The 24187-nt window shown below is 48.4% G+C and carries 24 protein-coding genes and 1 other RNA gene; 17 read left to right on the forward strand and 8 right to left on the reverse strand.

Annotated elements, in window-relative coordinates; all coding sequences use genetic code 11:
* Window positions 1-140 precede the first annotated feature (140 nt).
* Window positions 141-374 carry a hypothetical protein gene (locus BM200_RS21660; protein ID WP_091188747.1) on the reverse strand — a complete coding sequence of 78 codons (234 nt, stop codon included), beginning with the start codon at window positions 372-374 and terminating at the stop codon, window positions 141-143.
* Between the two features lie 182 nt (window positions 375-556).
* Here BM200_RS21660 and BM200_RS21665 point away from each other — a divergent pair, with 182 nt between their 5' ends.
* Together BM200_RS21665 and BM200_RS21670 are read left to right on the forward strand one after the other, a co-directional pair.
* Window positions 557-1261: a class I SAM-dependent methyltransferase gene (locus tag BM200_RS21665; RefSeq protein WP_091188748.1), complete on the forward strand. Its 705-nt coding sequence runs from the start codon at window positions 557-559 to the stop codon at window positions 1259-1261.
* Between the two features lie 74 nt (window positions 1262-1335).
* A complete protein-coding gene (locus BM200_RS21670; protein WP_015843721.1) occupies window positions 1336-1533 on the forward strand; it encodes a cold-shock protein in 198 nt (65 codons plus the stop codon).
* Window positions 1534-1613: 80 nt separating this feature from the next.
* On the opposite strand, the gene BM200_RS21675 is transcribed toward BM200_RS21670, so the two are convergent.
* Window positions 1614-2798, reverse strand: a complete 1185-nt coding sequence (locus tag BM200_RS21675) for an MFS transporter (protein ID WP_091188749.1) — start codon at window positions 2796-2798, stop codon at window positions 1614-1616.
* A gap of 154 nt (window positions 2799-2952) precedes the next feature.
* Between BM200_RS21675 and BM200_RS21680 the strand changes: the two genes are divergently transcribed.
* From BM200_RS21680 to BM200_RS21720, 9 genes are all read left to right on the forward strand, one after another.
* Window positions 2953-3270 carry a hypothetical protein gene (locus tag BM200_RS21680; RefSeq protein WP_091188750.1) on the forward strand — a complete coding sequence of 106 codons (318 nt, stop codon included), beginning with the start codon at window positions 2953-2955 and terminating at the stop codon, window positions 3268-3270.
* Between the two features lie 33 nt (window positions 3271-3303).
* A complete protein-coding gene (locus BM200_RS21685; protein ID WP_091188751.1) occupies window positions 3304-4377 on the forward strand; it encodes a tetraprenyl-beta-curcumene synthase family protein in 1074 nt (357 codons plus the stop codon).
* A gap of 23 nt (window positions 4378-4400) precedes the next feature.
* Window positions 4401-5369, forward strand: coding sequence for a 6-phosphofructokinase (pfkA, locus tag BM200_RS21690; RefSeq protein WP_091188752.1), 969 nt, complete (start codon window positions 4401-4403; stop codon window positions 5367-5369).
* A gap of 124 nt (window positions 5370-5493) precedes the next feature.
* Window positions 5494-7254, forward strand: coding sequence for an ABC transporter ATP-binding protein (locus BM200_RS21695; RefSeq protein ID WP_091188753.1), 1761 nt, complete (start codon window positions 5494-5496; stop codon window positions 7252-7254).
* 18 nt (window positions 7255-7272) lie between these two features.
* Window positions 7273-7947 carry a response regulator transcription factor gene (locus tag BM200_RS21700; RefSeq protein ID WP_091188754.1) on the forward strand — a complete coding sequence of 225 codons (675 nt, stop codon included), beginning with the start codon at window positions 7273-7275 and terminating at the stop codon, window positions 7945-7947.
* A 3-nt stretch (window positions 7948-7950) separates the two neighbouring features.
* On the forward strand, window positions 7951-9015 hold the full coding sequence (locus BM200_RS21705; RefSeq protein ID WP_091188755.1) for a sensor histidine kinase: 1065 nt from the start codon (window positions 7951-7953) through the stop codon (window positions 9013-9015).
* A 94-nt stretch (window positions 9016-9109) separates the two neighbouring features.
* Window positions 9110-10588, forward strand: a complete 1479-nt coding sequence (locus tag BM200_RS21710) for a sensor histidine kinase (RefSeq protein ID WP_091188756.1) — start codon at window positions 9110-9112, stop codon at window positions 10586-10588.
* Entirely contained in the window at window positions 10566-11255 is a 690-nt protein-coding gene (locus BM200_RS21715) for a response regulator transcription factor (RefSeq protein WP_091188757.1), read from the forward strand. Before BM200_RS21710 ends, BM200_RS21715 begins: the two co-directional genes overlap by 23 nt.
* A gap of 23 nt (window positions 11256-11278) precedes the next feature.
* Complete coding sequence (locus BM200_RS21720; RefSeq protein ID WP_091188758.1) at window positions 11279-14314, forward strand: efflux RND transporter permease subunit; 3036 nt, start codon at window positions 11279-11281, stop codon at window positions 14312-14314.
* Window positions 14315-14430: 116 nt separating this feature from the next.
* Here the strand turns inward: BM200_RS21720 and BM200_RS21725 are convergent, their stop codons facing one another.
* The 3 genes from BM200_RS21725 to BM200_RS21735 all read right to left on the reverse strand — a co-directional run bounded on the left by BM200_RS21725 (window position 14431) and on the right by BM200_RS21735 (window position 16983).
* On the reverse strand, window positions 14431-15618 hold the full coding sequence (locus BM200_RS21725; protein ID WP_091188759.1) for a putative glycoside hydrolase: 1188 nt from the start codon (window positions 15616-15618) through the stop codon (window positions 14431-14433).
* A 184-nt stretch (window positions 15619-15802) separates the two neighbouring features.
* The gene (locus tag BM200_RS21730; protein ID WP_091189279.1) at window positions 15803-15991 is read right to left on the reverse strand and encodes a hypothetical protein; all 189 of its coding nucleotides are present in this window, start codon (window positions 15989-15991) and stop codon (window positions 15803-15805) included.
* 152 nt (window positions 15992-16143) lie between these two features.
* Window positions 16144-16983 (reverse strand): YitT family protein, encoded by an 840-nt coding sequence (locus BM200_RS21735; RefSeq protein ID WP_091188760.1) that lies wholly within the window; start codon window positions 16981-16983, stop codon window positions 16144-16146.
* A gap of 159 nt (window positions 16984-17142) precedes the next feature.
* Here BM200_RS21735 and cshA point away from each other — a divergent pair, with 159 nt between their 5' ends.
* From cshA to BM200_RS21755, 4 genes are all read left to right on the forward strand, one after another.
* Entirely contained in the window at window positions 17143-18756 is a 1614-nt protein-coding gene (cshA, locus tag BM200_RS21740; RefSeq protein WP_091188761.1) for a degradosome RNA helicase CshA, read from the forward strand.
* Window positions 18757-18856: 100 nt separating this feature from the next.
* On the forward strand, window positions 18857-19642 hold the full coding sequence (locus BM200_RS21745) for a YesL family protein (protein ID WP_091188762.1): 786 nt from the start codon (window positions 18857-18859) through the stop codon (window positions 19640-19642).
* Window positions 19643-19693: 51 nt separating this feature from the next.
* Window positions 19694-19877, forward strand: a non-coding RNA gene (ssrS, locus tag BM200_RS21750) — 6S RNA.
* Between the two features lie 158 nt (window positions 19878-20035).
* The gene (locus tag BM200_RS21755) at window positions 20036-20419 is read left to right on the forward strand and encodes a DUF1499 domain-containing protein (protein WP_091188763.1); all 384 of its coding nucleotides are present in this window, start codon (window positions 20036-20038) and stop codon (window positions 20417-20419) included.
* A gap of 66 nt (window positions 20420-20485) precedes the next feature.
* Here BM200_RS21755 and tpx read toward each other — a convergent pair whose 3' ends face one another.
* Window positions 20486-21004, reverse strand: a complete 519-nt coding sequence (tpx, locus tag BM200_RS21760; RefSeq protein WP_091188764.1) for a thiol peroxidase — start codon at window positions 21002-21004, stop codon at window positions 20486-20488.
* A 99-nt stretch (window positions 21005-21103) separates the two neighbouring features.
* On the opposite strand from tpx, the gene BM200_RS21765 reads away from it, so the two are divergent.
* A complete protein-coding gene (locus BM200_RS21765; RefSeq protein WP_091188765.1) occupies window positions 21104-21751 on the forward strand; it encodes a rhomboid family intramembrane serine protease in 648 nt (215 codons plus the stop codon).
* Window positions 21752-21781: 30 nt separating this feature from the next.
* Entirely contained in the window at window positions 21782-22708 is a 927-nt protein-coding gene (gene gltC, locus BM200_RS21770) for a glutamate biosynthesis transcriptional regulator GltC (protein WP_091188766.1), read from the forward strand.
* Window positions 22709-22777: 69 nt separating this feature from the next.
* Here the strand turns inward: gltC and BM200_RS21775 are convergent, their stop codons facing one another.
* Both BM200_RS21775 and BM200_RS21780 read right to left on the reverse strand, forming a co-directional pair.
* Window positions 22778-23464, reverse strand: coding sequence for a zinc metallopeptidase (locus BM200_RS21775; protein ID WP_091188767.1), 687 nt, complete (start codon window positions 23462-23464; stop codon window positions 22778-22780).
* A 52-nt stretch (window positions 23465-23516) separates the two neighbouring features.
* Window positions 23517-23957 (reverse strand): MerR family transcriptional regulator, encoded by a 441-nt coding sequence (locus tag BM200_RS21780; RefSeq protein ID WP_091188768.1) that lies wholly within the window; start codon window positions 23955-23957, stop codon window positions 23517-23519.
* Window positions 23958-24187 lie beyond the last annotated feature (230 nt).

The raw sequence follows: 24187 nt of genomic DNA on the forward strand, positions 1-24187 counted from the left end.
AGCTAAGAATTGCGAAGCAATTCTGCTTCGTAAGCATAAGCTAAGAATTGCTTCGCAATTCTGCAGCAAGCGCTTGTGTATTGTCTATGCGGCGTGGTGTTACGATATGTTCGCCGCACAGGTTAATATTTCCTGCCGGATTAAACGTCTTTAAGTGCTTTTATAATATTTTCCCGTTCTTCTTCACGTCCGACGAATTGTTCCGGCTTGAACCGGTTTTCCGCCCAATGCATCATTTCAGGTCGGCTTACGAAGGTGTGGCATTCTTCGCCCCACTGGTCGGATATTTCACGGACGATCAAGGTTTTGCCTTGAACCTCCACGGTAAGCATATTGTATTTATCGGTTTTATAAATTTCGTGTTTTTTAAACATTAGCTGACTTCCACCTTTCTTGCCTAGATATACTGTTCATCATAGCCAAATTCATGGGTGGAAATCAATAATAACAAATGGTAGTATTAGGTTATTCCGCCCCGGGGCGGGAATGCTGGGATGCCAGATGCTGCTAATGCAGAGCTGAGATGAGAAGAGATGAGACGAGGAGCGTGTGTGAGATGAGTAGAGATGTGTATCAGCAGGTTGGCGTGGCGATGACATGCCGCGGGTTTGACGAGTACATGAGAATGTTTGATTTAACGGAGAAAGAGCTGAAGTTAGGCCGCGTGCTGGATGTTGCCGGAGGCGGTTCATCCTTTGCGGCAGATGCCGCCCTCCGTGGTTATGACGCGATCGCAGCGGATCCCCGCTATGTGCTGGACACTAACCAATGGATCGAAGAAGCGGCAGCCGAGATTGATACCTCTACAGCAAAACTTGATAAACTGAGAGATTATTTCGATTGGAGCTATTATGGCAGTCTGGAGCAGCACCGGGAAGGGCGGCTCGAATCGCTTCGGCGGTTTCGCGAGCATCTACATTCTGCAGAAGGCCGCAGCCGATATATAGCGGGTTCATTACCCGGCCTGCCATTCCGGAACGATACTTTTTCGCTTGTATTATGCAGTCATTTCCTGTTTCTATATGCCGAGCAGTTTGGCTTTGAATTTCATAAGCAATCCATCTTGGAATTAATGCGCGTATGTAAGCCAGGCGGAGAGGTGAGAGTTTATCCGCTTTATTCATTAGGCTGGAAGCCGTTCGAACGGATGGATGAGCTGCTGGCCGCTATTTTAGAGCATGGCGGAGAGCCGGAGCTTCTGCCATCGAGGCTTCCTTTTATACCCGGTTCCAGTCAATATTTACGGATTACGACTTGTTGATTTTTCCAAATTAGGGAGATATAATGGGTTTACTCGCCGCGACAAGCGGCGGCTATTCTAGGAGGTTGTGTCAGTTGAAGGGAACAGTTAAATGGTTTAACGCTGAGAAAGGCTACGGTTTTATCTCGGTAGAGAATGGCGAAGACGTGTTTGTTCATTATTCCTCTATTCAAGGGGATGGCTTCAAGGCGCTTGAAGAAGGACAGTCGGTAGAATTCGAAATCACACAAGGCAATCGCGGTGCACAGGCGTCTAACGTCATTAAATTATAAGATCAACCGCTTATAAGCACGCAAGAGAGCAAGAGAGATCCTTCTCGTTAACCCGAGAGGATCTCTTTTTTTTTTGCTTATTAAGCGTTGTTCTTTCCAAATAAATGCTTGCATAAGAAGAGTACCGCAGAGAGGAGGGCAAGCGCTGCTCCCATCTGATAAAAGCTGCTCCGTCCAAAATGCTCAAAGAAATAACCGCCTAACGTACCGCTGATGAGTCCGGCTAGTCCTGACCATACCACGGCATACACGGCTTGTCCGGAGGAACGGTATTCATCCGGGATCAATTGAGACAGATAACGCAGCGCCGTTGAGAAATAAATGCCAAAGCTGACACTGTGCATGAGCTGCGTGCTGAGCACAAGACGCGGATCGTCCAGCACCGAGGCAAGCCAAAAGCGCACCATGTACATCAGGCAGGCGAATACGAGTAACGGCAGCTCTTTAAATTTGTGACCGTATTTGCCCATCAGGAACAATACCGGGATTTCACTGATGGCGGAGAACAGCCATGCCAGCCCAACCTGGGAATCGGAAGCGCCCATTTGCCGCAGGGCAACGGCCAGGAAGCTTTCGTTCATCCGGTGGCTGATGGAGACGAGTAATATAATGAAGAAAAAATATAAAATTTCCGGTTTCCGCAGCAATTTGAAGAAGCCCGAAAACTCAATTTTGCGTGTACTGCCGCGGTAATCTTTCAGGAAGAACGACAGCACAATGGTGACCGAAATCGTGCATAAACCGAGCGGCAAAGTCCAGTCGGAGCCATACTCCTTCAGAATAAAACCAAACAGATAAGCGGATACGGCAAAACCAAGTGAACCAAATATGCGGATGAGCGCATAAGGGGTTTTGATACGCTCGCTTGCAAGCAGGAGCAGGCTGTCGCTGAGCGGGTTCATAGGTGTCTGGAAGAAGTAGAAGGCCGTCATGACCAGACAAATAATTGCGAAATGCTGAACCGGGAACAGCAAGGAGATCATGGCCAGCTGTCCAAACAATAGAATCGTCAGCAGCTTCTTTATCGTCTGAAACCGATCGCTGGCCATACCAAGGAGCAGATTGGCAAAGATCGATATAAAGGGACCGGTCGAATAAATAATGCCGATCTGATGCGCTGAGAACCCTTGATCCATAAAGTATAGCGGAATGTAAGATATAAGCAGAGCCTGCGTAGAGTACATCGAGAAACTGAAGGCTCGCAGGGATAACGTATCCCGTTTGACCGTAGCTGCGGAAGGAGCCGCGCTGTCTGAATTATCCATTCGTTTTCCTCCTGAAAAGAATTAACGCACGTTCTTCGCGATAATTCTTACTTCGTAAGCATGTACTTTACAAAACAACATTGTTTAACAGTATAGCATGATAGGCTGGATTATTGCTTGTTGAAATGGTACATTATTGTCTGGAGGTTCACGAATGTTTATGTATCGGTTTGAGTGGAATGAGCGGCTGCTAATCGCTTTGCCGGTGCTTGATGTGGACTGGGAGCAGTATAGTCCCGCAGAGCAGTTGGTCATTGTGGAGCAGTGGGAGCTCATTAGGGGAACAATACCAGATCGGGTAATGGAATTTGAGAGAATCATTAACCGCATGCAAAATGAATTGTTTGAAGAAGAAAATTTCGAAGAGTCTTGCCGTTTAAACGCGGAGATAGCTGAATACGCGAGCCGGATTAACGACTTGCATATCTGGTACCGCACGAATCAAGAGCTGGATTCCCGCCGGCATTCTTAAGGCTGTCTTAGAAGGGGGTGCTTTGTGAGATTAATGACTTTAGCCGGCAATCGGGTTCCCGAGAGCTCTCTTAAGCTCATGCACCGCGTCTATAAGTACATATTGCCTGAAGTCAATATCGAGCTGCGCAAGCTGCGCCGGTTGGCGGAGCAGATTCCCGATCCGGAGCTTCGGACACAAGCTCTGCAAAGTATGGAAAGCAAGAAGTTTCATTGCCAGGGCGGTGCGATTTATGCCGCGATGAATCTGGACGAACGATATGTTCTTATTCCGCTAATTGTGGCGCTGCAGACGATAAGCGATTATTTGGATAATCTGTGCGACAGGAGTACGTCACTCAACCCGGATGATTTTCGGCTGCTTCATCAATCGATGCTGGATGCGATTGATCCGTCAGCACCGGTGCAGGATTATTATGCTTTGCGCCAGGAACGAAATGACGGCGGCTATTTGCATCATTTGGTAAAATTATGTCAACACTGTGTTTCGATGCTTCCTTCGTATTCTGCGGCTCAGCCGTATGTTGCGGAGCTTGTTGGCTTGTACAGCGATCTTCAGGTGTACAAGCATATCCGCAAAGATTTACGGGAGGAGCGGCTGCTCGCCTGGTGGGACAAGTATGCCGGGCAATATCCCGGATTATGTTGGAACGAATTTGCGGCCGCAACGGGCTCGACGCTGGGCATGTTTATGCTGTTTACGGCGGCGAGTGACGAGACATTACGTCCGGAAGACGCGGAAGCAATTAAAAATATATATTTTCCACATGTGTGCGGTCTCCATATTATGCTCGATTATTTAATCGATCAGGAAGAGGACCGCGCCGGTGGCGATTTGAATTTCTGTCACTACTATGAAAGTCAGCATCAGCTTGTCGAACGGATTGTGACGATTGGGAATCGGGCGAGGGAAGATGTGAAGAAGCTCCCGTCAGCCGGCTTCCACCGGCTTATTATTGAAGGGCTGTTAGCTCTTTATTTATCCGATCCCAAGGTTCGGACCCAATCGGATGTGCTTGCCGCATCCCGCAAACTGATGAAGAAAAGTCCGCTTACCCGCCTGTTTTTTTTGGTCAACAGCATCTGGATTCGAAGACAACAGGTTTAGATAAACTACTTGGAGGAATGATTATGTCATCTGTAAAATCTATTGCTGTACTAACGAGCGGAGGCGACTCCCAGGGCATGAACGCGGCCTTGCGCGCCGTAGTCCGGAGTGCTTTGTATAACGGTCTTGATGTATATGGCGTTCAGCGAGGTTACCAAGGTCTGATTAATGATGATTTGTTCAAAATGGATCTGCGCAGCGTAGGCGATATTATCCAACGCGGCGGCACCATTCTTCAAACGGCTCGCTGTAAAGAATTCATGACACCGGAAGGCCAGCAGCGCGGTGCTGATGTTCTGCGTGCACGCGGTATTGACGGCCTGGTTGTAATTGGCGGCGACGGCTCCTATCAAGGCGCGAACAAATTGAGCAAGCTTGGTATCAAAACAATGGGTCTGCCGGGCACAATCGATAATGATATTCCGTTTACGGACTTTACGATTGGCTTCGATACGGCTGTCAGCATCGTGGTTGACGCGATCAACAAAATCCGTGACACGATGTCGTCGCATGAGCGCTCGTCGGTTGTGGAAGTGATGGGCCGTCATTGCGGAGATATCGCTCTTTATGCCGGTCTCGCGAGCGGTGCGGAGACGATTATCGTTCCGGAAGTGCCAATTGATATGGCGGAAGTATCCGAGCGCATGGAGAGCAACTTCGCGAAAGGCAAGCGCCACAGTATCGTAGTTGTAGCCGAAGGCGCAGGACGCGGCGAAGACGTTGCCCGTGAAATTACGAAGGGCTGCGGTCTGGAGCCGCGCGTAACCGTTCTTGGCCATATTCAACGCGGCGGTACTCCTACTGCGATTGACCGGATTCTGGCAAGCCGCCTTGGCGACTTTGCGGTTCATCAGCTGATGGCAGGCGAGTCCGGCAAAGCTTGCGGGATTATCCGCGGCGAGCTGGTTACAACGGATATCGATACCGTTGTTCATTCGAAGAAGCCGTTTAACATGGAAATGTATAACCTGGCTCTTCGCCTTTCCCAATAGGACATGCATAATTAACAGGTCGCCAGAGCAATTATTGCTCTGGCGTCTTTTTGTTTAAATTGGGTTTACAATGTCTGTGTATTCTTTAACTGTAAAGAATGCGATGAGGAGTGAATTCATTTCGATGAAGCAAGAAGAAATCACACGTAAAGGCGGAGGGAGCTGGCGTCCCTTTCTGAGGCTGATTCTCGAGACGAAGCCTTCAAAATGGATGCTTGGGATCGCGATAGGATTAAGCGTCATGTCTACGGTTGTAGGGCTGGCCGTACCTTTAATGACGAAAAATGTAGTGGACAGCTTTTCGATTACCGATATAAGTACTATGCAAATCGTTGGGTTATGCATAGCCTTCTTGGGGCAGGCGGCCGCATCCGGCATTTCCATCTATATGCTGAACCGGATCGGACAGTCGGTTGTTGCTAGTCTCCGTGACCGCTTGTGGAAAAAGCTTCTGGTACTCACCGTTCCTTATTTCGATAAACACCGGACGGGGGACACGGTAAGCCGGGTCATTAATGATACAGGCATTGTAAAAGGTTTGATTACGGAGCATCTGACGGGCTTTTTCAATGGACTTATCTCTATTATTGGGGCGGTATCCATCCTTCTGTTCCTGGACTGGAAGATGACGCTGCTGATGCTGACGGCTGTGCCTATTGCGATGCTTGTCTTTATTCCGGTAGGACGGAAGATGACGAAGATTTCGAGGGAGCTCCAGGATGAGACAGCCGTTTTTACGACGGTATTGGACCAGGCTTTATCGGAAATCCGGTTAGTAAAGGCATCTAATGCAGAAGACTATGAATATAACAATGGAAAATCGTCAATCGGCAAGCTGCTCCGTTTAGGAATCCGCGAAGGCAAGCTGCAAGCGATTATTTTCCCGATTATAGGGTTAGTCATGATGGGGATGCTTGTGCTGATTATTGCATATGGCGGAATGCGTGTATCGTCTGGCGAGCTGTCGGCAGGTGATCTGGTCGCCTTTATTCTATATTTAATCCAGATCGTATTCCCGATTAATCAGATCTCGCAATTTTTCACTCAGATGCAAAAGGCAATCGGGGCAACGGAACGGATTATCGCTACGCTGCATGCGGATGAAGAACCACTTCATCAAGGCCGTGAGCTGCACAACGCAAGACAGCCGATTGTCGTAGAACATGTGTCCTTTGCTTATGGTGAGCAGGATGATGTTCTTGAAAATATAGATTTTACACTCCAGCCGGGGACCGTTACAGCCATTGTTGGACCAAGCGGAGGCGGGAAAACAACCCTGTTCTCGCTGCTCGAGCGGTTTTATAAGCCGCAGCAGGGCACAATCCGGATCGGAAAGGACAATATTTTTGACCTCTCCCTTCATGCCTGGCGCTGCAAGATTGGTTATGTGTCGCAGGAAAGTCCAATTATTGCGGGAACAATCCGGGATAATCTTATCTACGGCACAGGCAGAGCGATTACGGAAGAAGAAATGAAGCAGGCGGCAAAGATGGCTTACGCCGATGTCTTTATTGAGGAGCTGTCTGACCAGTATGAGACGGAGGTTGGCGAGCGCGGCATCAAGCTGTCCGGCGGACAGCGCCAAAGGATTGCGATTGCCAGAGCGATCCTTCGCGACCCGCAAATTCTGATGCTGGATGAAGCAACCTCAAGTCTGGACAGCAAATCGGAGATTGTTGTACAGCGAGCGCTCGACAATTTGATGGTGGGGCGGACAACGCTGGTTATTGCGCACCGGCTGTCTACTGTTGTGGATGCCGATCAGATTTTGTTCGTCGAGAAGGGGACCATTACGGGAAGAGGCACTCATGAAGAATTAATACGATCGCATGAGCTGTATCGTGAGTTTGCCCATCAGCAGCTGCGTCTGGAGACGGTTGAATGAAAGAAGGAGAGATGACGGATGGCAACCATATTGGTGGTCGACGATGATGCTCATATTAGAGAGCTGGTTACTCATTATTTAAAGACAGAAGGTTTTGAGGTTCTGGAAGCAAGCGATGGCCAAGAGGCTTTGGATGTACTGGATTCCGCAAAAGCGGATCTCGTGATTATGGATGTCATGATGCCGAACATGGACGGCTGGGAGTTATGCGCCGAGATCCGCAATCACTATGATCTGCCGCGGCTCATGCTCACGGCGAAGGGGGAAACCGCCCAGAAGCTGAAGGGCTTCGAGCTTGGCGCAGATGATTATCTGGTTAAGCCGTTTGAGCCGCTTGAGTTAATCGCCAGAGTGAAAGCTCTGCTCAAACGCTACCGGATTGCTTCTTCACAGACCGTTCAAGCGGGGGATCTTATTCTTAACCGGAAGACATATGTCGTTCAGGCTAATGGACAGAGCATGACGCTGCCGCTTAAGGAATTCGAGCTGCTGTTCAAGCTGGCCAGCTATCCGGGCCAATCGTTCTCGCGCGGGCAGCTGATAGAAGAGATATGGGGATATGATTTCGAAGGCAATGAACGGACGTTGGATGTGCATATTAATCGGCTGCGCGAAAGGTTCCCGGAGTCACAGCATACGTTCCGGATCAGTACGATCAGGGGCCTTGGCTACCGCATGGAGGTACAGGGGTAAAATATGAGAGATAAGCTGAAGCTCGCGCTAAAGGTAGTCACTAGGCTTGGTCAAATCAGCCTCATGCTGCTGTTTATTACAAGTAGCTGGACGGCCGTCTATTATTTCAGTTACTGGTTATATAACAAAATCGATTGGACTCCTCATCATTATGTTGCTCAACTGCTGAATCTGCTTGGCGGTCTGTTTTTAATGGGGCTCGTGATTCAACTGATTGGCTTTTTATTTTTTCACAAGCGACACAAAGAATTTACGAATTCGATGAAAGACGCCCTTAGACGGATAGCGCAAGGGGACTTCAAGGTGCGTCTAAACTTCGGCAGGATGGATCCCAGATACATGGAGATTCTTGATGAGATTAACTTGATGGCGGACGGGCTTGAGAAGCTGGAGGAGCTTCGCCAGGAGTTCATCTCGGACGTGTCGCATGAAATTCAGACACCGCTGACGTCCATCAGCGGTTTTGCTCGTGCGCTGCAGAATGAATCGATTGATTCTGACACCCGGTTTAAATATTTGCGTATTATCGAAGGTGAAAGCTCCAGGCTGTCCAAGCTTAGCGAGAATCTGCTCCGGCTGGCATCGCTCGATTCGGAGAAGCATCCCTTCGAACCGAAGCGTTACCGGCTCGATCGCCAGCTCGGGACGCTTATTCTTTCCTGCGAGCCGCAGTGGACGGCCAAGTCAATTGATCTTAACGCGGATCTGGATGATATATATGTGGAAGCGGACGAAGATCTGCTCAGTCAGGTCTGGATCAATTTGATCAGCAACAGCATCAAGTTTACACCGGAAGGCGGGCAGATCGACATTACGCTTGCGCAGACCGAAGGCCATGCGGAATTCCGTATCAAGGATACCGGAATTGGGATAGCCGCTGACCAGCAGGCGCTGATTTTTGAACGGTTCTTCAAGGCGGATAAGGCAAGAAGCCGCAAGGTTGGGGGAAGCGGGCTTGGTCTGTCGCTTGTGAAGAAAATCGTAGAGATGCATCACGGCACGATTAAGGTCGAAAGTGAGCTTGGCCAAGGCTCTGTCTTTATCGTTACGTTGCCGACGGATTTGTAAGAACTTTGTAAGAAATGGTTACGAGTTCGTTTAGAATTCGGAGGTATGATAAACGATAGATTCAATAACTGCTGTAAGTCAGGGTGAGTATCGTTTGTCCATTCGAGTGAAGTTGTATTTGTCGTATGTGGCCATGGTATTTCTTCCGATGGTTCTGATCCTAAGTTTTGTGGTGTTTCTGCTGTATGCCGGCGGAATGCAGGATCTTCGGGAATATTTCCGCGTGGAAAAGGAGGAGAAGACGAATCAGTCCCTGATCTACGGGGAGTTGAAATATGTCATTGAGAATGATACCGACAAGCTTTCCTCTCCCGGCTACATCGAAGATCTTCAGCGAAGGCTGGCCGAACAATGGGCGGGTATCATTTTTGCCAAGGATGAAGTCATCACCGATGTTCCGCTCTTTCTGAAGGAGCTGTCGCCGCATGAAGACTGGCAGGCTTTGTTCAACGAATCACCGGATGCTGTATCCTTCAAGGCATTTAAGTTCCAGATCAATGAAATCTCTTTCCAATATCCCGATGGGCACAGCGGCCAGATGCTTCTTCTCAGGCGATATGATGTTGTACCGCCTCTCTGGCGGCCAGTGGGTGCGTTAATTTTTAGTGCGGTTGTTGGACTTACGAGTTTGCTCCTTACTTACTTCGTTTCCCGCAGTATTTTTCGGCCGATTCATGCGCTGAAAACGGCTGCCCTGCAGATCAAAGACGGCGACTTGTCACAGCAGGTTGTTGTCAGGAGCAAAGGAGAAGTCGGTCAGCTCGCTGCCGCGTTTGAAGCCATGAGGATTCAGCTTAAGGAATCCATCGACCAAAGCCTTCAGTACGAGGAGAACCGGAAGCAGCTGCTGTCTCACATTTCCCATGATTTGAAGACGCCGATCTCAGCTATTAAGGGTTATGTGGAAGGGATTATGGACGGAATAGCCAACACCGATGAGAAGCGTCAACGGTATATGGAGACGATCTATCATAAAGCCAACGATATGGATCAGTTGATTGATGAGCTGTTTTTATTTTCCAAGCTGGATTTGCATAAAGTCGCCTTTGATTTCAAGACGATAGACATGACCAAGTATTTGGAGCACTTCCTGGATGAGCAGCGGTTTGATCTGGAGAAATCCGGCGTGTGGCTCAGCTTTGAAAGTTTCTCCGACCAGCCGCTGCTTATTGCAGCTGATCCGGACAAGCTTGGCCGGGTGCTTACCAATATTTTGAACAATAGCGAGAAATATATGAGCCAGCTGCCAGTATCAGCGGACAAGCGAGTAAGGGTATCGGTTTGGGAGCGTGGCGATCATGTGCTGGTCGCAATCGAAGATTCGGGGCCAGGAATTGAGAAGGAAGATCTTCCTTATATCTTCGATCGGTTTTACCGGGCTGAGCAATCCCGTAATTCGGAGACTGGCGGAAGCGGGCTTGGTCTCGCAATCGTCAAACAAATCATTGAAGGGCATGGCGGTAAGGTTTGGGCGGAAAATGTAGAGGCTGGCGGAGCCAGATTCTGCTTGCTACTCCCAAAAGCGCTGCCGGTAAGAACGGTGACAGAGCATGAAGAGCATATTAATCATTGAAGATGAGAAGGCCATTGCCGAGTTGGAGCGGGATTATCTGGAGAGCCACGGCTTCTCCGTGGAGATTGAAGGGCGCGGGGATATCGGGCTGCAGAAGGCATTAGGCGGATCCTATGATTTGATTATTTTGGATGTCATGCTGCCAAAGCTGGACGGGTTCGAGATCTGCCGGCAGATCAGGCAAACGAACAATATTCCTGTACTCATGGTAACGGCTAAGAAAGAAGATATCGACAAGATCAGAGGGCTTGGTCTTGGCGCGGATGACTATATGACAAAGCCGTTTAGTCCCAGTGAGCTGGTCGCAAGGGTAAAGGCTCATCTGGCCCGATATGAACGGCTGACCGCTGACCGTGGCGAGAACCATGAGCAAATCCGTATCCGGGGTCTGCTGATTGATAAAACGTCCAGGCGGGTAACGATCCATGACCGGGAGGCTATGTTGACCTCCAAGGAATATGACTTGTTATTATTGCTTGCCGCACATCCAAACCGGGTATTTGAGAAGGAAGAACTGTTTGAGCGGATATGGGGTCTTGACTCGAACGGTGACGCAGCTACGGTAACGGTTCATATTCGGAGGCTGCGCGAGAAAATTGAACATGATCCGTCGAACCCGCAATATATCGAGACGATATGGGGCGTCGGATACCGGTTCAAAGTTTAGACAATAGAGAAGGAGTGGAAGGTTTGAAGAGCATTATTAAGTTCTCGCTGAACAACAAATTTGCTTTATGGATTATGACGGTAATCGTCCTTTTCGCCGGCCTGTATTCCGGCCTGAACATGAAGATGGAGACACTTCCGGACATCACAGTTCCGATTGTAAGTGTATCGACCGTGCTTCCAGGCGCTGCGCCTGAAGAAGTCATGGAGAAAATAACGAAGCCAATTGAGCAGCGGACACGCAATATGGAAGGTGTCGACAGTGTCAGCTCGACCTCTTACGAGAATGCTTCATCGGTCATTATTCAGTATAAATTTGGTACCGATATGAATAAGGCGGAAAGTGACGTGAAGAGCCTGCTTGCCGATCTGTCCCTGCCTGAAGGGGCACAGGATCCAAGCGTATCCCGAATCAGCCTGAATGCATTCCCTGTTATCTCGCTTAGCATTGCGAATGACAACCAAAGCCTTGAGCAGTTGACGGAACTCGTCAATGGAAGCATCCTGCCGGATCTGCAAGGTATTGCCGGTGTAGCGGATGTACAGATCTCCGGTCAGAACGTCATGCAAGGCGAGATCGAATTTGATCAAGCGAAGCTCGCACAGCTTGGCTTGAAAGAAGATATGGTGAAAGGCATTATTCAAGCCTCGGCCATGAAAGCTCCGCTTGGCATATTCGAATTTGGAGATTCCGAGAAAGCCATTGTTGTCGATGGTAACGTAACGACTGAAAAGGATCTGAACAATCTTGTTCTGATGCCAACGGTCAAACTGAGCGATGTCGCGAAAGTAACCGTGGAAGGCAAAGCGGAATCTGTATCCCGCACGAATGGAAAAGACTCCATCGGGATTAACATTGTAAAAGCAGCTGATGCCAATACGGTTGATGTTGTAAACGATGTGAAAGACGCAATCAAAACCATGGAGGAGAAAAACGACGGTCTTACCATCGTGACAACTCTTGACCAAGGCGCGCCAATTGAGAAATCAGTTGAAACGATGCTTAGCAAAGCGGTTATCGGCGCATTGTTCGCCGTTGTTATTATCATGATCTTCCTGCGCGACATCCGTTCGACTGTCATTGCCGTCGTATCGATTCCGCTGTCGATTCTGATTGCGATGCTTCTGCTCGCTCAAATGGATATTACGCTTAATATTATGACGTTAGGCGCGATGACGATCGCGATAGGACGGGTAATTGATGACTCGATTGTCGTAATCGAGAACGTGTACCGCCGCATGGCCTTAAAAGGCGAGAAGCTGAAGGGTAAAGAGCTTATTCTCGATGCAACGCGTGAAATGTTCGTTCCGATCATGTCCTCGACGATCGTAACGATTGCCGTATTCCTGCCGCTGTCGTTCGTATCCGGCATGGTTGGCGAGATCTTCACCCCGTTTGCCTTGACGGTTGTATTTGCACTCCTTGCTTCCTTGCTGGTAGCTATCACGGTTGTGCCGATGCTGGCGCATATGATGTTCAGAAAAGGGATTAAGGAAGGCAAAGCGGTTGACCACGATAAGCATGGCCGACTGGCAACCTGGTACAAAGGTGTTCTGGCATGGTCCCTTAACCATAAAGTCATTACATCCGTGATCGCGATTGTGCTGCTGATTGGCAGTATCTCGCTCACTCCGCTGATCGGTATGAGCTTCCTGCCGGGCGATGAGCAGAAATCGATGATTGTCACTTATAATCCGGCTCCAGGCGAAACGAAGGAGCAGGTTGAAGAAATGGCCCTTTCCGCGGAGAAAGAATTGATGAAGCGCGAAGGGATCACCATTGTTCAGTACGCGGTTGGCGGGCAAAATCCGTTTAGTCCGGCAGCATCGAAGCAGGCTTTGTTTAACCTGACTTATGATGAAGACATGAAGAACTTTGGGGATGAGAAAGAACAGGTCGTTCCGCTTCTTCAGAAGCTTGGCGGCAAAGGCGAATGGAAAGAGCAGGACTTTGGTGCCGGCGGCGGTGTAGGCGGATCGACCATTTCGATGGTTGTATACGGTCCGGACATGGATTCGCTTGATCCGGTCGTTACTGATCTAATGACGAAGCTGGAAGCGAATAAGGATCTGGAGAAAATAGATTCCAGCCTGTCTGAGCGGTATGATCAATACCGTCTGGTAGCGGATCAGGAGAAGCTCAGCCAATATGGTTTGACGGCTGGTCAAGTTGCGATGGCGCTTAGCCCGGTTAGAGATAATCCGGTGCTGACAACGATCAAGAAAGATAATGAAGATGTGAATGTGTATGTGAAGGTTGATACCAAGACATACAAGGATAAATCTGATCTGGAAAACGTAACGATCAAGTCGCCGGTAACCGGTGCCGAGGTTGCTTTGAAGGATGTTGTAACCTTTGAAGAAGGCAAATCGCCTAATACGATTACCCGCCTCGACGACCGTATTAATGCGGAAGTGTCGGCAGATGTCGTATCGTCCAATGTCGCAGCCGTATCTGCTGATCTGCAAAAAATGATTGATGAAATGAAATTGCCTGCAGGTGTGGATATTGAAATCGGCGGCGTAGCCGAGGATATGCAAGAATCGTTCATGCAGCTTGGACTTGCGATGCTTGCCGCAATCGCGGTCGTATACCTCGTACTTGTTATCACGTTTGGCGGAGCACTTACACCATTTGCAATTCTGTTCTCGCTGCCATTCACTGTAATCGGGGCACTCGTTGGCTTGTACATTGCAGGTGAGACAATCAGCGTTACTGCAATGATTGGTATGCTGATGCTCATTGGCATCGTGGTGACGAATGCGATTGTACTCGTAGACCGTGTTATCCAAAAGCAAAAAGAAGGCTTTACTGTTCGTGAATCCCTTCTTGAGGCAGCCGGCACTCGTCTGCGTCCGATCCTGATGACGGCTATTGCTACTGTAGGCGCACTCTTGCCGCTGGCATTTGGCTTTGAGTCGGGTGGCCTTATCTCGAAAGGGATGGCAATTACGGTTATCGGCGGTCTGATCAGCTCGACGCTGCTCACGCTGATCTTCGTGCCGATGGTTTACGAATTGTTCAACCATAAGAAAAAAGCAAAAGTAGCTGCTGAGTAAAAACAAAACGGCTTCTTCGACCGGTAGTGGTCGAAGAAGCCGTTTTTCTGTTTGTCATGGGAAGCGGAGGTTATTTCGCGTAGGGTGTGACATTTCCCGCGGTTGGCGAATAATTCTTAGTATTTAACACCCTCTGAATAATTGTTGCCGGCATTCCACAATAAGTACTCCTCTACACCGGCATCATGGAGCGCTTTGATCTGGGCTTCCACTTCGGCCGCACCGTATTTGATGTAATGTCCTTTGCCAAGCCAGCTGGCAGTGAAATCTTGAATCCATGGACGGATAATCGGCTTCTTGTCGCCGATCGGATCCAGCTTTCTATGCGTGTCCTTCATCGCTCCGGCAATGGTGGCGTAGGGGCTTTTGTCCGGATCCTGCTGACCGAACCAGCCGGTACTGTAATGGCTTGGATAGATCATAGGCGAGATGACATGGACATCGCTTGAGATCTTTACAAAGTCCTGGCCAATGCCTTCAGCGGCAGGGACAGATGCGGCATAGCCGAAAATATCGACGGATACGCGGACACCAAGCGGTTCAAGCTGCTCTCTCGCGTACTGTACAAAGCCGGCAACCGCATCAACGCGGCTTTGATCGGTTTTCGTGAAGGCAAGGGAATCTGCTTTTTTCTCGAAGCCTTCCGGAAATCTTACATAGTCAAATTGAATTTCTTTGAAGCCTAGGCTGACCGCTTCTTTGGCAATCGCCACATTGTATTCCCACACTTCAGGAATATACGGATTAACGAAGCTGTCTCCGTTGCCGTTGGCCCATAAAGAACCGTCTTCGTGACGATAGGAAAACTCAGGATGTTTCTTGGCAAGAACCGTATCCTTGAACACCACAATCCGCGCGATCGGATAGACCTTATGCGCCTCCAGCTTGGACATCAAAGCGTGAACGTCAGAAATGTATTTCTTCGCCGTACCCAGCTTCAGAAGCTCAGGTGATTGTGTCGGATAGGTTATGTATCCGTTATCATCTTTAATGTCAATAACCATGCTGTTAAGCTCTGTATCGTCCATGAGCTTCAGCAGCGTGTTGAGACGCGCTCCACCAGCGCTGTGCGCCGTTACGAAGACGCCTTTGACTGCGGGTGCATCCGGCTGCGGATCCGTCTTAATGCCGTCTTCAGTCGCCTCTGGTGTAGTTGCGGTGCTGGCGGGCACGGCTGAAATGATGGTTTGACCGGCAGCTGCGTTAAAAAGTGAAGCGGCGAGCTGCTTCGAGGCGGCATTCTCTTCTCCCGTTCCCGTAACAAGATGATACAAAAGCATCAGCGTCGAAAAGATAATGTCCATATTATGCCCTCTCCCCGTTAGCGTTTTCATTCAAAGTATAAAGCAGAAGAAGGTTTCGTGGCATTATTTTTTTCGAGCGGGACCCTTTCTAAGCAGGCAATTGTTTCATGTCCGGCTGCAAACAAAAAAGCCTGCCGGCACGAAGCCGACAGGCTAAACATTCTAAAATCTATACCCCATTTTGTCATTGCAGTAAAGCTTCTATTTGATGCTCGCAAATGCTGTGGTGTACAATTTCCCTTGCATCTTCCGGTTCCAGAACGGCTAATCCATCCCGCAGCACGATGTTGATCGCAAGCTCGCGCTTCGTGAGGAAAGAACTTAGCTCGGGCACCAGCTTTTCCACAATCTGTGACAATGTGACTGTTTCCATATCCACCTGAGCATCACCCTTTCATCATAGGTTCAGGGCAAATCATATGGCAAGAAAACAAAATTAACGGGATAACCACATTATAACAGGATGAATTGTAAAAACATAGGGATATGTATATGATTCCATGTTTGTCTATATTCATTCATGACCTATTCCTTCGACCGGTGGAAATCGCCGATCACCCCTACCGTTTCCACGATGTTAACGAATGCCCGGGCATCGATGGAAGCGATCGTTTTTCGCAACTCAGCCAGCTCGTACCGGGTACGAACGGTCATCAGCATGTCTTTTTCGGTTGAGGTGTAAGCGCCTCTTGTCTTAATTATAGTGATGCCGCGAGGATGGCTGAGCAGCTTCGCCAGCATCTCGTCGGTCTTGGTTGTAATGATAAAGGCAGTGACTTTAATGTGCCGGACATGGATAATATCAACGACTTTGCCGCAGGTATAGATGGACAGCAGGGAATAGAGCGCCAGATTCCAATCCCTTGTAAACAGGACAAGAGCTGCGATGACAAGGCCGTTCAAAGTGAAAATAATGGAACCGACAGGTAAATCCCTTTTGCGTGTTATAATAGATGCGATGATGTCAAAACCTCCGGAGGAGCCGCCGTAACGAAGCGTCATACCAGTGCCTATGCCGAGTATGATTCCTCCGAAGACGGAGCCAAGCACCACATCTTTGGCAATCGCAGTAACCGGGATGAGCTGGAGAAATAAGGTCGAGGCGAGGACCGTGTACATGCTCCAGATAATGAACCGGCGGCCGACGATGAACCAGCCCCAGATCAGCACCGGGAGATTAAGCACCAGATACAGCCATCCGATATTTCCGCCAGTAATATAGCCAATCATCATGGCGACACCGGACAGGCCGCCGCTTAGCAATTGATGGGGAATAAGGAATAAATTAAATGCGCCTGCAATTAGCAAAGCGCCTATAGTCATAACGACTGCCGTAACGGCAGGCTTGAAGGTCCATTTGTTCATTTGTGGTTAGCTCCATGATCATTTCTCGCTGAAATTCAGCGGTTGTTAATCCATGGTAGTATGGCTTTTTGCCCATTGCTGGTATTCGTAAGTTGTTATGTGCTATAATGGTTTGGATATTTTTTAGTAGGCTGCAGATAAAAGGAGTATGAGAAAAGTTTGAAAACATTTGCTGAATTTGGCCTGGAACCTAAAGTGTTGCAGGCAATTACGGAGCTTGGATTTGAGGAATCTACCCCTATCCAGGACAAATCGATTCCCATTGCTATGTCAGGGAGCGATATGATTGGTCAAGCACAGACTGGTACAGGCAAAACGGCTGCATTCGGAATTCCGCTCATCAACAAAATTCCGACTAGTGAAGAACGTATCGTTGCACTGATTATGACGCCGACCCGTGAACTTGCTATCCAAGTAGCAGACGAAATTGGGAAGCTGACTAAATACAAAGGTCTTCGTTCACTGCCGATCTATGGCGGACAAGAAATCGGCCGCCAGATTCGCGCGCTGAAGAAGAAGCCGCAAATCATTATCGGTACACCGGGCCGTTTGCTCGACCATATTAATCGCAAAACGATTAAGCTTGAAGATGTACAAACCGTTGTTCTTGACGAAGCGGATGAAATGCTGGATATGGGCTTCATGGAAGATATTCAATCGATCCTGAAGCAAGTGCCGGATGAGCGTCAAACACTGTTGTTCTCGGCTACAATGCCGGCGAACATTCAAAAGCTGGCACAACAATTCTTGAAAAACCCGGAGCATGTATCGGTTATTCCGAAGCAAGTAACTGCACCGCTTATCGAACAAAACTATATCGAAGTGCACGAGCGTCAAAAATTCGAAGCTCTGTCCCGACTGCTCGATATGGAATCACCAGAGCTCGCCATTATTTTCGGCCGTACCAAGCGTCGGGTTGATGAGCTGAGCGAAGGTCTGCAAAAACGCGGATATTCGGCCGATGGTCTTCATGGTGACTTGTCTCAGAACCAGCGCGACAACGTAATGCGCAAGTTCCGTGACGGCAGCATTGATGTCCTCGTTGCAACGGACGTTGCAGCACGTGGCCTTGATGTTTCCGGCGTAACGCATGTTATCAACTTTGACCTCCCGCAAGATCCGGAGAGCTATGTTCACCGTATCGGCCGTACTGGCCGCGCAGGTAAAGAAGGTTCGGCGTACTCGTTCGTGACGCCTCGTGAAACAGATCACCTGCACTTCATCGAGAAAGTTACGCGTCAACGCATCAACAAAAAACCTTTGCCAAGCCTTGCTGAAGCGATTGAAGGCAAACAACGCCTCACTGCTGAACGCGTTCTGGAAATTGTTCAGAATGATGAATTCACGGAATACAAAGGTATTGCAATCCAATTGCTGGAGCAATACGATTCCGTTCATTTGATGGCAGCTGCCCTGAAATTGCTCACAGGCGAGAAGAAAGACGTCAACGTTGAACTGACGCCTGAAGAACCGCTTCGCGCGAAAAAACGCAAGCCGGATATCCGTTCGAATGGGCGCCGTTACTCCGGCGGATCGTTTGGCGGCGGCAACCGCGGCGGTCAAGGCGGCAGTGGCGGCGGCGGTGGATACCGTGGCCGTGATGACAAACGCAGCAGCGGGGGTTCCCGTGGCGGCTACGAAAGCCGTAATCGCGACAACAACGGTGGAAGCGGAAGCCGCGGACGCAGCGGTGAAGGCCGCAGCAGCAACAGCAGCAGCAACAGTGAGCCGCGCCGTCCGAAATATTCGTCTGAAGACTTCGTAAACAACTAAGTTATCTAGATCAGGGGAAGTCCGTGATGCCTAGCGGGCATCCGGGCTTTCCCTTTTTTTCCTATTAATGAACTTATTCTATGAGGTAGGGGCGAATCAAATGGAACCAAAAGGCCTTGTTGGCGGTTTGTATCGGATTTCCGAATGGATAATGCGTCTGGCGGTCATTAACATCTTATGGCTGGTATGTTCGATTCCGTTTGTATTTATCGCTTGGAGCGGACTTCTCGCTGCGCCGGCAGATACTTCTGATTCTGCGATTACGAGTCAGGTATATGCGACATTAATTATGATGGCGGTTATCGCACCGTTCACTCTATTCCCGGCTACGGGAGCCATGTTTACGATTGCACGTAAATGGGTGATGGGTGAAGTAGATGTACCATTGTTCAAAACGTTCTTCCGCGGTTACAAAGAGAATTATTTTCAAAGTATGATTGGCGGCATTTTTTATTCTTTAGTACTCGGAATCATGATTATTGATTTTGTTGTTTACAAAGATCAATTCAACCTGTTCTCCTACTTGTACCTGGCAATTTGTCTTCTGCTTGTGGTTTCCTTGTTTAACTTTTTCTCGATGCTTGTGCACTATCATATGAAAACGTTTCAATTGCTGAAGAACGCCATCCTCATTACAATTGGACGTCCAATCCGTTCGTTCTCGACGGCTATTATGGCCGCTGCGGTAATGTACTTCAGCACGCAGTATACGTTCCTCATTCCATTCTTCATGGGAAGTGTCATTGCTTATCTATCGTTCTGGAACTTCTTCATGATTTACCGCAAGCTCCAGGATCAGATGGACAAGGAAAAACAAAAAGCAGAAGAAGAGCAAGCAAACGAGTTTGCGGAGCTTGCTGATTCGGAGAGAGACCGGAACCAGTAAATAGCAGCAAGCCCAAGTTTACTTTTGCCGGATTTAAGTCTATAATAGCAATACATCCTGCGATGTTCGTTTCGGCTTTACGTTGTTTTGAACCAATGGCTGTTTCTAGGGAGACCAATATTGGAACGCGGCTGACAAGCCCTCGAAAAAGGGATTTCAAAAACGTTTCTGCGGACACCCACCTGCGAGAGCGGGTTCAGAAACATGTGAGTCGGACGGCATAGGCGGGTTTTTTTCTTGCCATTATAGAGACCGGCAGTTCCTTGGTCATCGTGCTGTGATGATCAAGGGGCTGCTTTTGTATGTTGAAGCATGTTTTCTGGTCTTTTTTCAAGGAAATAAACATGCTACAATTATTTTGACGTACATAGATGCTAGAGGGGGAGATCATCGTTGTTGAAGCGCACTCTAATCGGACTGCTTCGCAGTCACGAAGCGACGGGCGATAAAGCTAAAGACCCACTGCTCAAATCACATATCTACAAGCTCTCAAAGGAAAAAGCGTGGGAGGAAGTTGTGTCCACTCTGAAGAAGATGCAGGGTTACAAGCTGCTCCACGAAGTGAAGTCAGTTGGGGAGATTGTCATGGAGAAACGCACGATGACCGGACGTACAATGGATATTACCGTAACCGTCATTGGCGTGAATCCTGTTACCTCGGCAGTTGATATTTATTCCGCTTCCAAAGGATCGTTAGGGGATCTTGGTTCCAATTACCGGGTTATTCTTGATATTTACCGTACATTGGACAAGAAACTTGCCGCATTCAAGGCATAAAAGGAATCACATAAATAACAAAAAAGCGAGGAAGGTAAGCCTTCACTCGCTTTATTCATGCTTAAATTATACGAGCGCTTTAACCGCGTTAATCGCTTGCTCGTAGTTTGGATGTTCTGTCATTTCGGACAGATATTCTACGTATTGTACTTTATCGTTCTCGTCAATGACGAAGATCGCACGCATATCCAAGCCAAATTCTTTTATGTATACGCCATATGCTTGACCAAAATCATGCGATTTGAAGTCCGACAGCATAACCACTTTATCTACGCCGGCTGCACCGCACCAGCGGGATTGAGCGAAAGGTGTATCTACACTGACAGTCAGTACGATAACTTTATCGCCCAGATTTGCAGCTTCTTCGTTGAAACGGCGGGTTTGTGCATCGCACACGCCAGTATCGATAGAAGGAACAACGCTGATCAGCTTTACTTTACCTGCGAAATCTTTCAAGGAAACGGAGTCAACGAGCGATTTGTTGATTGTGAAATCAGGAGCTTGGTCTCCAACTTTTACTTCCGGTCCGATTAATGTAATAGGATTGCCTTTAAATGCGGCAACGCCAGTGCGTTCTTGTGACATAATGGATATGTCCTCCTTCTCACGTTTAGGGTTTGTAACAGGATATATTATAAGCTTTATGAATCGGCATTGTCCAATGGTTGGAAGGGGAGATTCGTAATGATTTTTTTAAGATATGAAAGCTTTCGCGGATATCTTCGTGCTTATCCGGTTACTTCCGTCATCATTGCGCTCAACCTTATTTATTTCATTGTAATCTTGGTTACCGGGGATATTAACGACAATTACCATTTGGTCCAATCCGGTGCTTTTGTCAGCTTTATGCCGGATAATTCGTTTGGTCTGAATGAGCCGTGGCGGATCATCACTTCGATGTTTATGCACTCGAGCCTCCAGCATATCTTTTTTAATATGTTCTCGATCCTTGTGTTCGCTCCACCACTCGAACGGCTGCTTAAGCCGGTGAAATATGCGATTTTTTATTTGTTATGCGGTATCCTCGCGAATCTGTTTACCGGACTTATACACGGCCTAACCGGGGATGAGCGGATCTTTTATTTATCTACCGGGGCTTCCGGAGCTATCTACGGGGTATTTGGGGCTTTTCTATTTATCGCCATATTCCGTAAAGCATGGCTGGATCAGGGCTCGCGAAGGACGGTTTACACGATTTTGGCGTTTGGGCTTATCTTCTCTGTGCTAACGCCAAGTGTCAGCCTGCTTGGCCATGTAGGAGGCGGAGTTGCCGGGTTTTTGCTTTATGGCTTATTGGACCGCGCTATGACGAAGAAACGGCGCACGTATTAGAATCAGGATGTACGGGAGATAGGAGACATTATGGAACTACGTCAGCTTTATTATTTTGTGAAGGTTGCCAAGAAAGAACATGTGACACAAGCGGCAGAAGAGCTGCATGTTGCGCAATCTGCGGTCAGCCGTCAAATCCATCAGCTTGAGGAGGAGCTTGGCGTTAAGCTGTTTCTGCAGAAAGGGCGCAATTTGCAGCTGACGCCGGTTGGTCAGTTGTTCCTTAAACGTGCGGAAGTGATTCTGGAAGATCTGGAGAAAGCAGTCGTGGAGATCCACGAGTTTATGGATCCGGAGAAAGGGGAGATCCGTCTGGGTTTCCCGCATAGTCTTGGCGTATCTGTTGTTCCTCAGGTTGTGGCATCCTTCCGCAAGCTTCATCCTAATGTCAAATTCCGTTTCCGTCAGGGCATGTACCCGTCTTTGATTCGCGATATGGTGAAGGGGGAGATTGATCTTGCTTTTATCTCTCCATTTCCGGATGAGCATGAGCATGTTTGCGGTCAAGTATTGCTGACAGAGGAGCTGTATGCGATACTTCCTCCTAATCACCCGCTCGCAGGCGAGCAGGAAATTGATCTAAACCAGCTGCAGGAAGATACATTTGTTATGTTCAGCGAGGGATACTCTCTGCGGCCAATTGTATGGGAAGCCTGTCAGGAGGCCGGGTTTACCCCGAAGATCGGTTTTGAGGGTGAGGAGACAGAGACCATCCGCGGTCTGGTTGCGGCCGGCATGGGAGTAAGCCTGCTGCCCGAGATGGCCCTGTATCATGCGGGGGTGCTGCAATCAGCCAAGGTTCGCATTCGTTCGCCAAGGGTAACCAGGAATATCGGCATCATACATCGCTCGAATGAGAAGATGCCTCTGGTGGCTAAAGTGTTCCACAGCTTCTTAATAAAGTATTTCAGTGAGCTTGAAGATAAAAAGGGGAAATCAGAAACGGTAATCACCTAGGTGATTACCGTCAATGATGAAAAAAAGAACGGTATCGCCAATGCGATACCGTTCTTTTGTTATGTTCTATTAGTCATCATCGCTCGATGACGTAAAGATCATAATGTATTTGACCAGCTCAAGCAAAGAGATCAGCGCTGCTGCCACATAAGTTAGGGCTGCTGCGTTCAGTACCTTCGCTACGCCGCGTTCTTCTTCGTTTGTAATAAAGCCTTCAGCAACCATTAGATCACGTGCACGGTTACTTGCGTTAAACTCAACCGGCAATGTGATGACTTGGAAGGCAACAGCAACGGAGAAGAAGATGATGCCAAGTCCAACCAGATTCATCGCGTGGAACAGGAAGCCGGCAATCAGCAGGAATGGTGCGATACCGGATGCGATGTTAACGACCGGGAAGATTCGGTGGCGGAGCACAAGCATCGGATAATGTACTTTGTGCTGAATCGCATGCCCAACTTCGTGGCAGGCAACCGCAACAGCCGAGATGGAGCTCTCGTAATAGACTTGCTCGGATAATCTGACAACACGGTGAATCGGATCGTAGTGGTCCGATAAAGTGCCGCGTACGGGCTCAATGGGTACATCATGCAGGCCATTGGCATCCAGCATACGTCTTGCTGCTTGGTAACCGGTCAATCCGTACGTTGTTTGGACGCCGGCCCATCTGTTAAACGTTCCTTTCACCCGAAACTGCGCCCATATGGATAGAGCGAATGCAATCAGGATGAGGAAGTCCATAGGGTGAAAAAACATGTGATCATACCTCCATTAGAATCATCAAGGATTGTACCGATGGGACAAATGCTTACATGAAAGGTCCCTTGTTAATAAGAAGCATTAACGCTTCGATACAAGCTGCGGTTTGAGGCATCAAGCGTGTATACAAACGATTGGCCTGTCTCGGCTTCAGCTGCTTGATTACCGGCTCCAGCTCCTTCACTTCACGCTCAAGCTGGCTTAAGTGATTCTGCAGATCTGTGAGCTTCTGAGACACCTGCTCCTCGGCTGTAATCTTGCTCCAGCCCTCCAAAGCTTCCCTGATTTCGTCCAGCGTATATTTTTCTTGCTTCATTTGTTCGATACGTTTGAGCCTGACTAAAGTTTCATCATGATATAAGCGATAGTTTTTGGCGGAACGTTCCGATGGTTCTATTAGGCCCATGGATGTGTAGTAGTCAATCGTCCGAGAGCTGACATTCGCTATCTTCGCAAGCTCACCTATTCGATAAAGCTTCGTATCCCCAATCTCTCCACCTTCCTTCTATATAACTGTTCCTTAATCATAATCGGAAACTAACCATACAGTCAAACGTGTTACATGAAAGTACAAATTTCGCCTCTTTATTGAAAGATAGTAAATACTGATTCCAAAGTAATAGATTCAAAATGCGAAGAATATATAGGCTATAGAACCAATTCCCTAGCTCATTTGTGAAAAAACTTAACATTCCGTTCGTTTTCAGACACGAACGTTAG

The organism is Paenibacillus catalpae, from assembly GCF_900112695.1.
Taxonomy (GTDB): Bacteria; Bacillota; Bacilli; order Paenibacillales; family Paenibacillaceae; genus Pristimantibacillus; species Pristimantibacillus catalpae.

Coding starts and splice junctions, on each gene's coding strand:
- BM200_RS21660 (WP_091188747.1), bottom strand. CDS start 374: ATGTTTAAAAAACACGAAATTTATAAAACCGATAAATACAATATGCTT.
- BM200_RS21665 (WP_091188748.1), top strand. CDS start 557: ATGAGTAGAGATGTGTATCAGCAGGTTGGCGTGGCGATGACATGCCGC.
- BM200_RS21675 (WP_091188749.1), bottom strand. CDS start 2,798: ATGGATAATTCAGACAGCGCGGCTCCTTCCGCAGCTACGGTCAAACGG.
- BM200_RS21680 (WP_091188750.1), top strand. CDS start 2,953: ATGTTTATGTATCGGTTTGAGTGGAATGAGCGGCTGCTAATCGCTTTG.
- BM200_RS21685 (WP_091188751.1), top strand. CDS start 3,304: ATGACTTTAGCCGGCAATCGGGTTCCCGAGAGCTCTCTTAAGCTCATG.
- pfkA (WP_091188752.1), top strand. CDS start 4,401: ATGTCATCTGTAAAATCTATTGCTGTACTAACGAGCGGAGGCGACTCC.
- BM200_RS21695 (WP_091188753.1), top strand. CDS start 5,494: ATGAAGCAAGAAGAAATCACACGTAAAGGCGGAGGGAGCTGGCGTCCC.
- BM200_RS21700 (WP_091188754.1), top strand. CDS start 7,273: ATGGCAACCATATTGGTGGTCGACGATGATGCTCATATTAGAGAGCTG.
- BM200_RS21705 (WP_091188755.1), top strand. CDS start 7,951: ATGAGAGATAAGCTGAAGCTCGCGCTAAAGGTAGTCACTAGGCTTGGT.
- BM200_RS21715 (WP_091188757.1), top strand. CDS start 10,566: ATGAAGAGCATATTAATCATTGAAGATGAGAAGGCCATTGCCGAGTTG.
- BM200_RS21725 (WP_091188759.1), bottom strand. CDS start 15,618: ATGGACATTATCTTTTCGACGCTGATGCTTTTGTATCATCTTGTTACG.
- BM200_RS21730 (WP_091189279.1), bottom strand. CDS start 15,991: ATGGAAACAGTCACATTGTCACAGATTGTGGAAAAGCTGGTGCCCGAG.
- BM200_RS21735 (WP_091188760.1), bottom strand. CDS start 16,983: ATGAACAAATGGACCTTCAAGCCTGCCGTTACGGCAGTCGTTATGACT.
- BM200_RS21745 (WP_091188762.1), top strand. CDS start 18,857: ATGGAACCAAAAGGCCTTGTTGGCGGTTTGTATCGGATTTCCGAATGG.
- tpx (WP_091188764.1), bottom strand. CDS start 21,004: ATGTCACAAGAACGCACTGGCGTTGCCGCATTTAAAGGCAATCCTATT.
- BM200_RS21765 (WP_091188765.1), top strand. CDS start 21,104: ATGATTTTTTTAAGATATGAAAGCTTTCGCGGATATCTTCGTGCTTAT.
- gltC (WP_091188766.1), top strand. CDS start 21,782: ATGGAACTACGTCAGCTTTATTATTTTGTGAAGGTTGCCAAGAAAGAA.
- BM200_RS21775 (WP_091188767.1), bottom strand. CDS start 23,464: ATGTTTTTTCACCCTATGGACTTCCTCATCCTGATTGCATTCGCTCTA.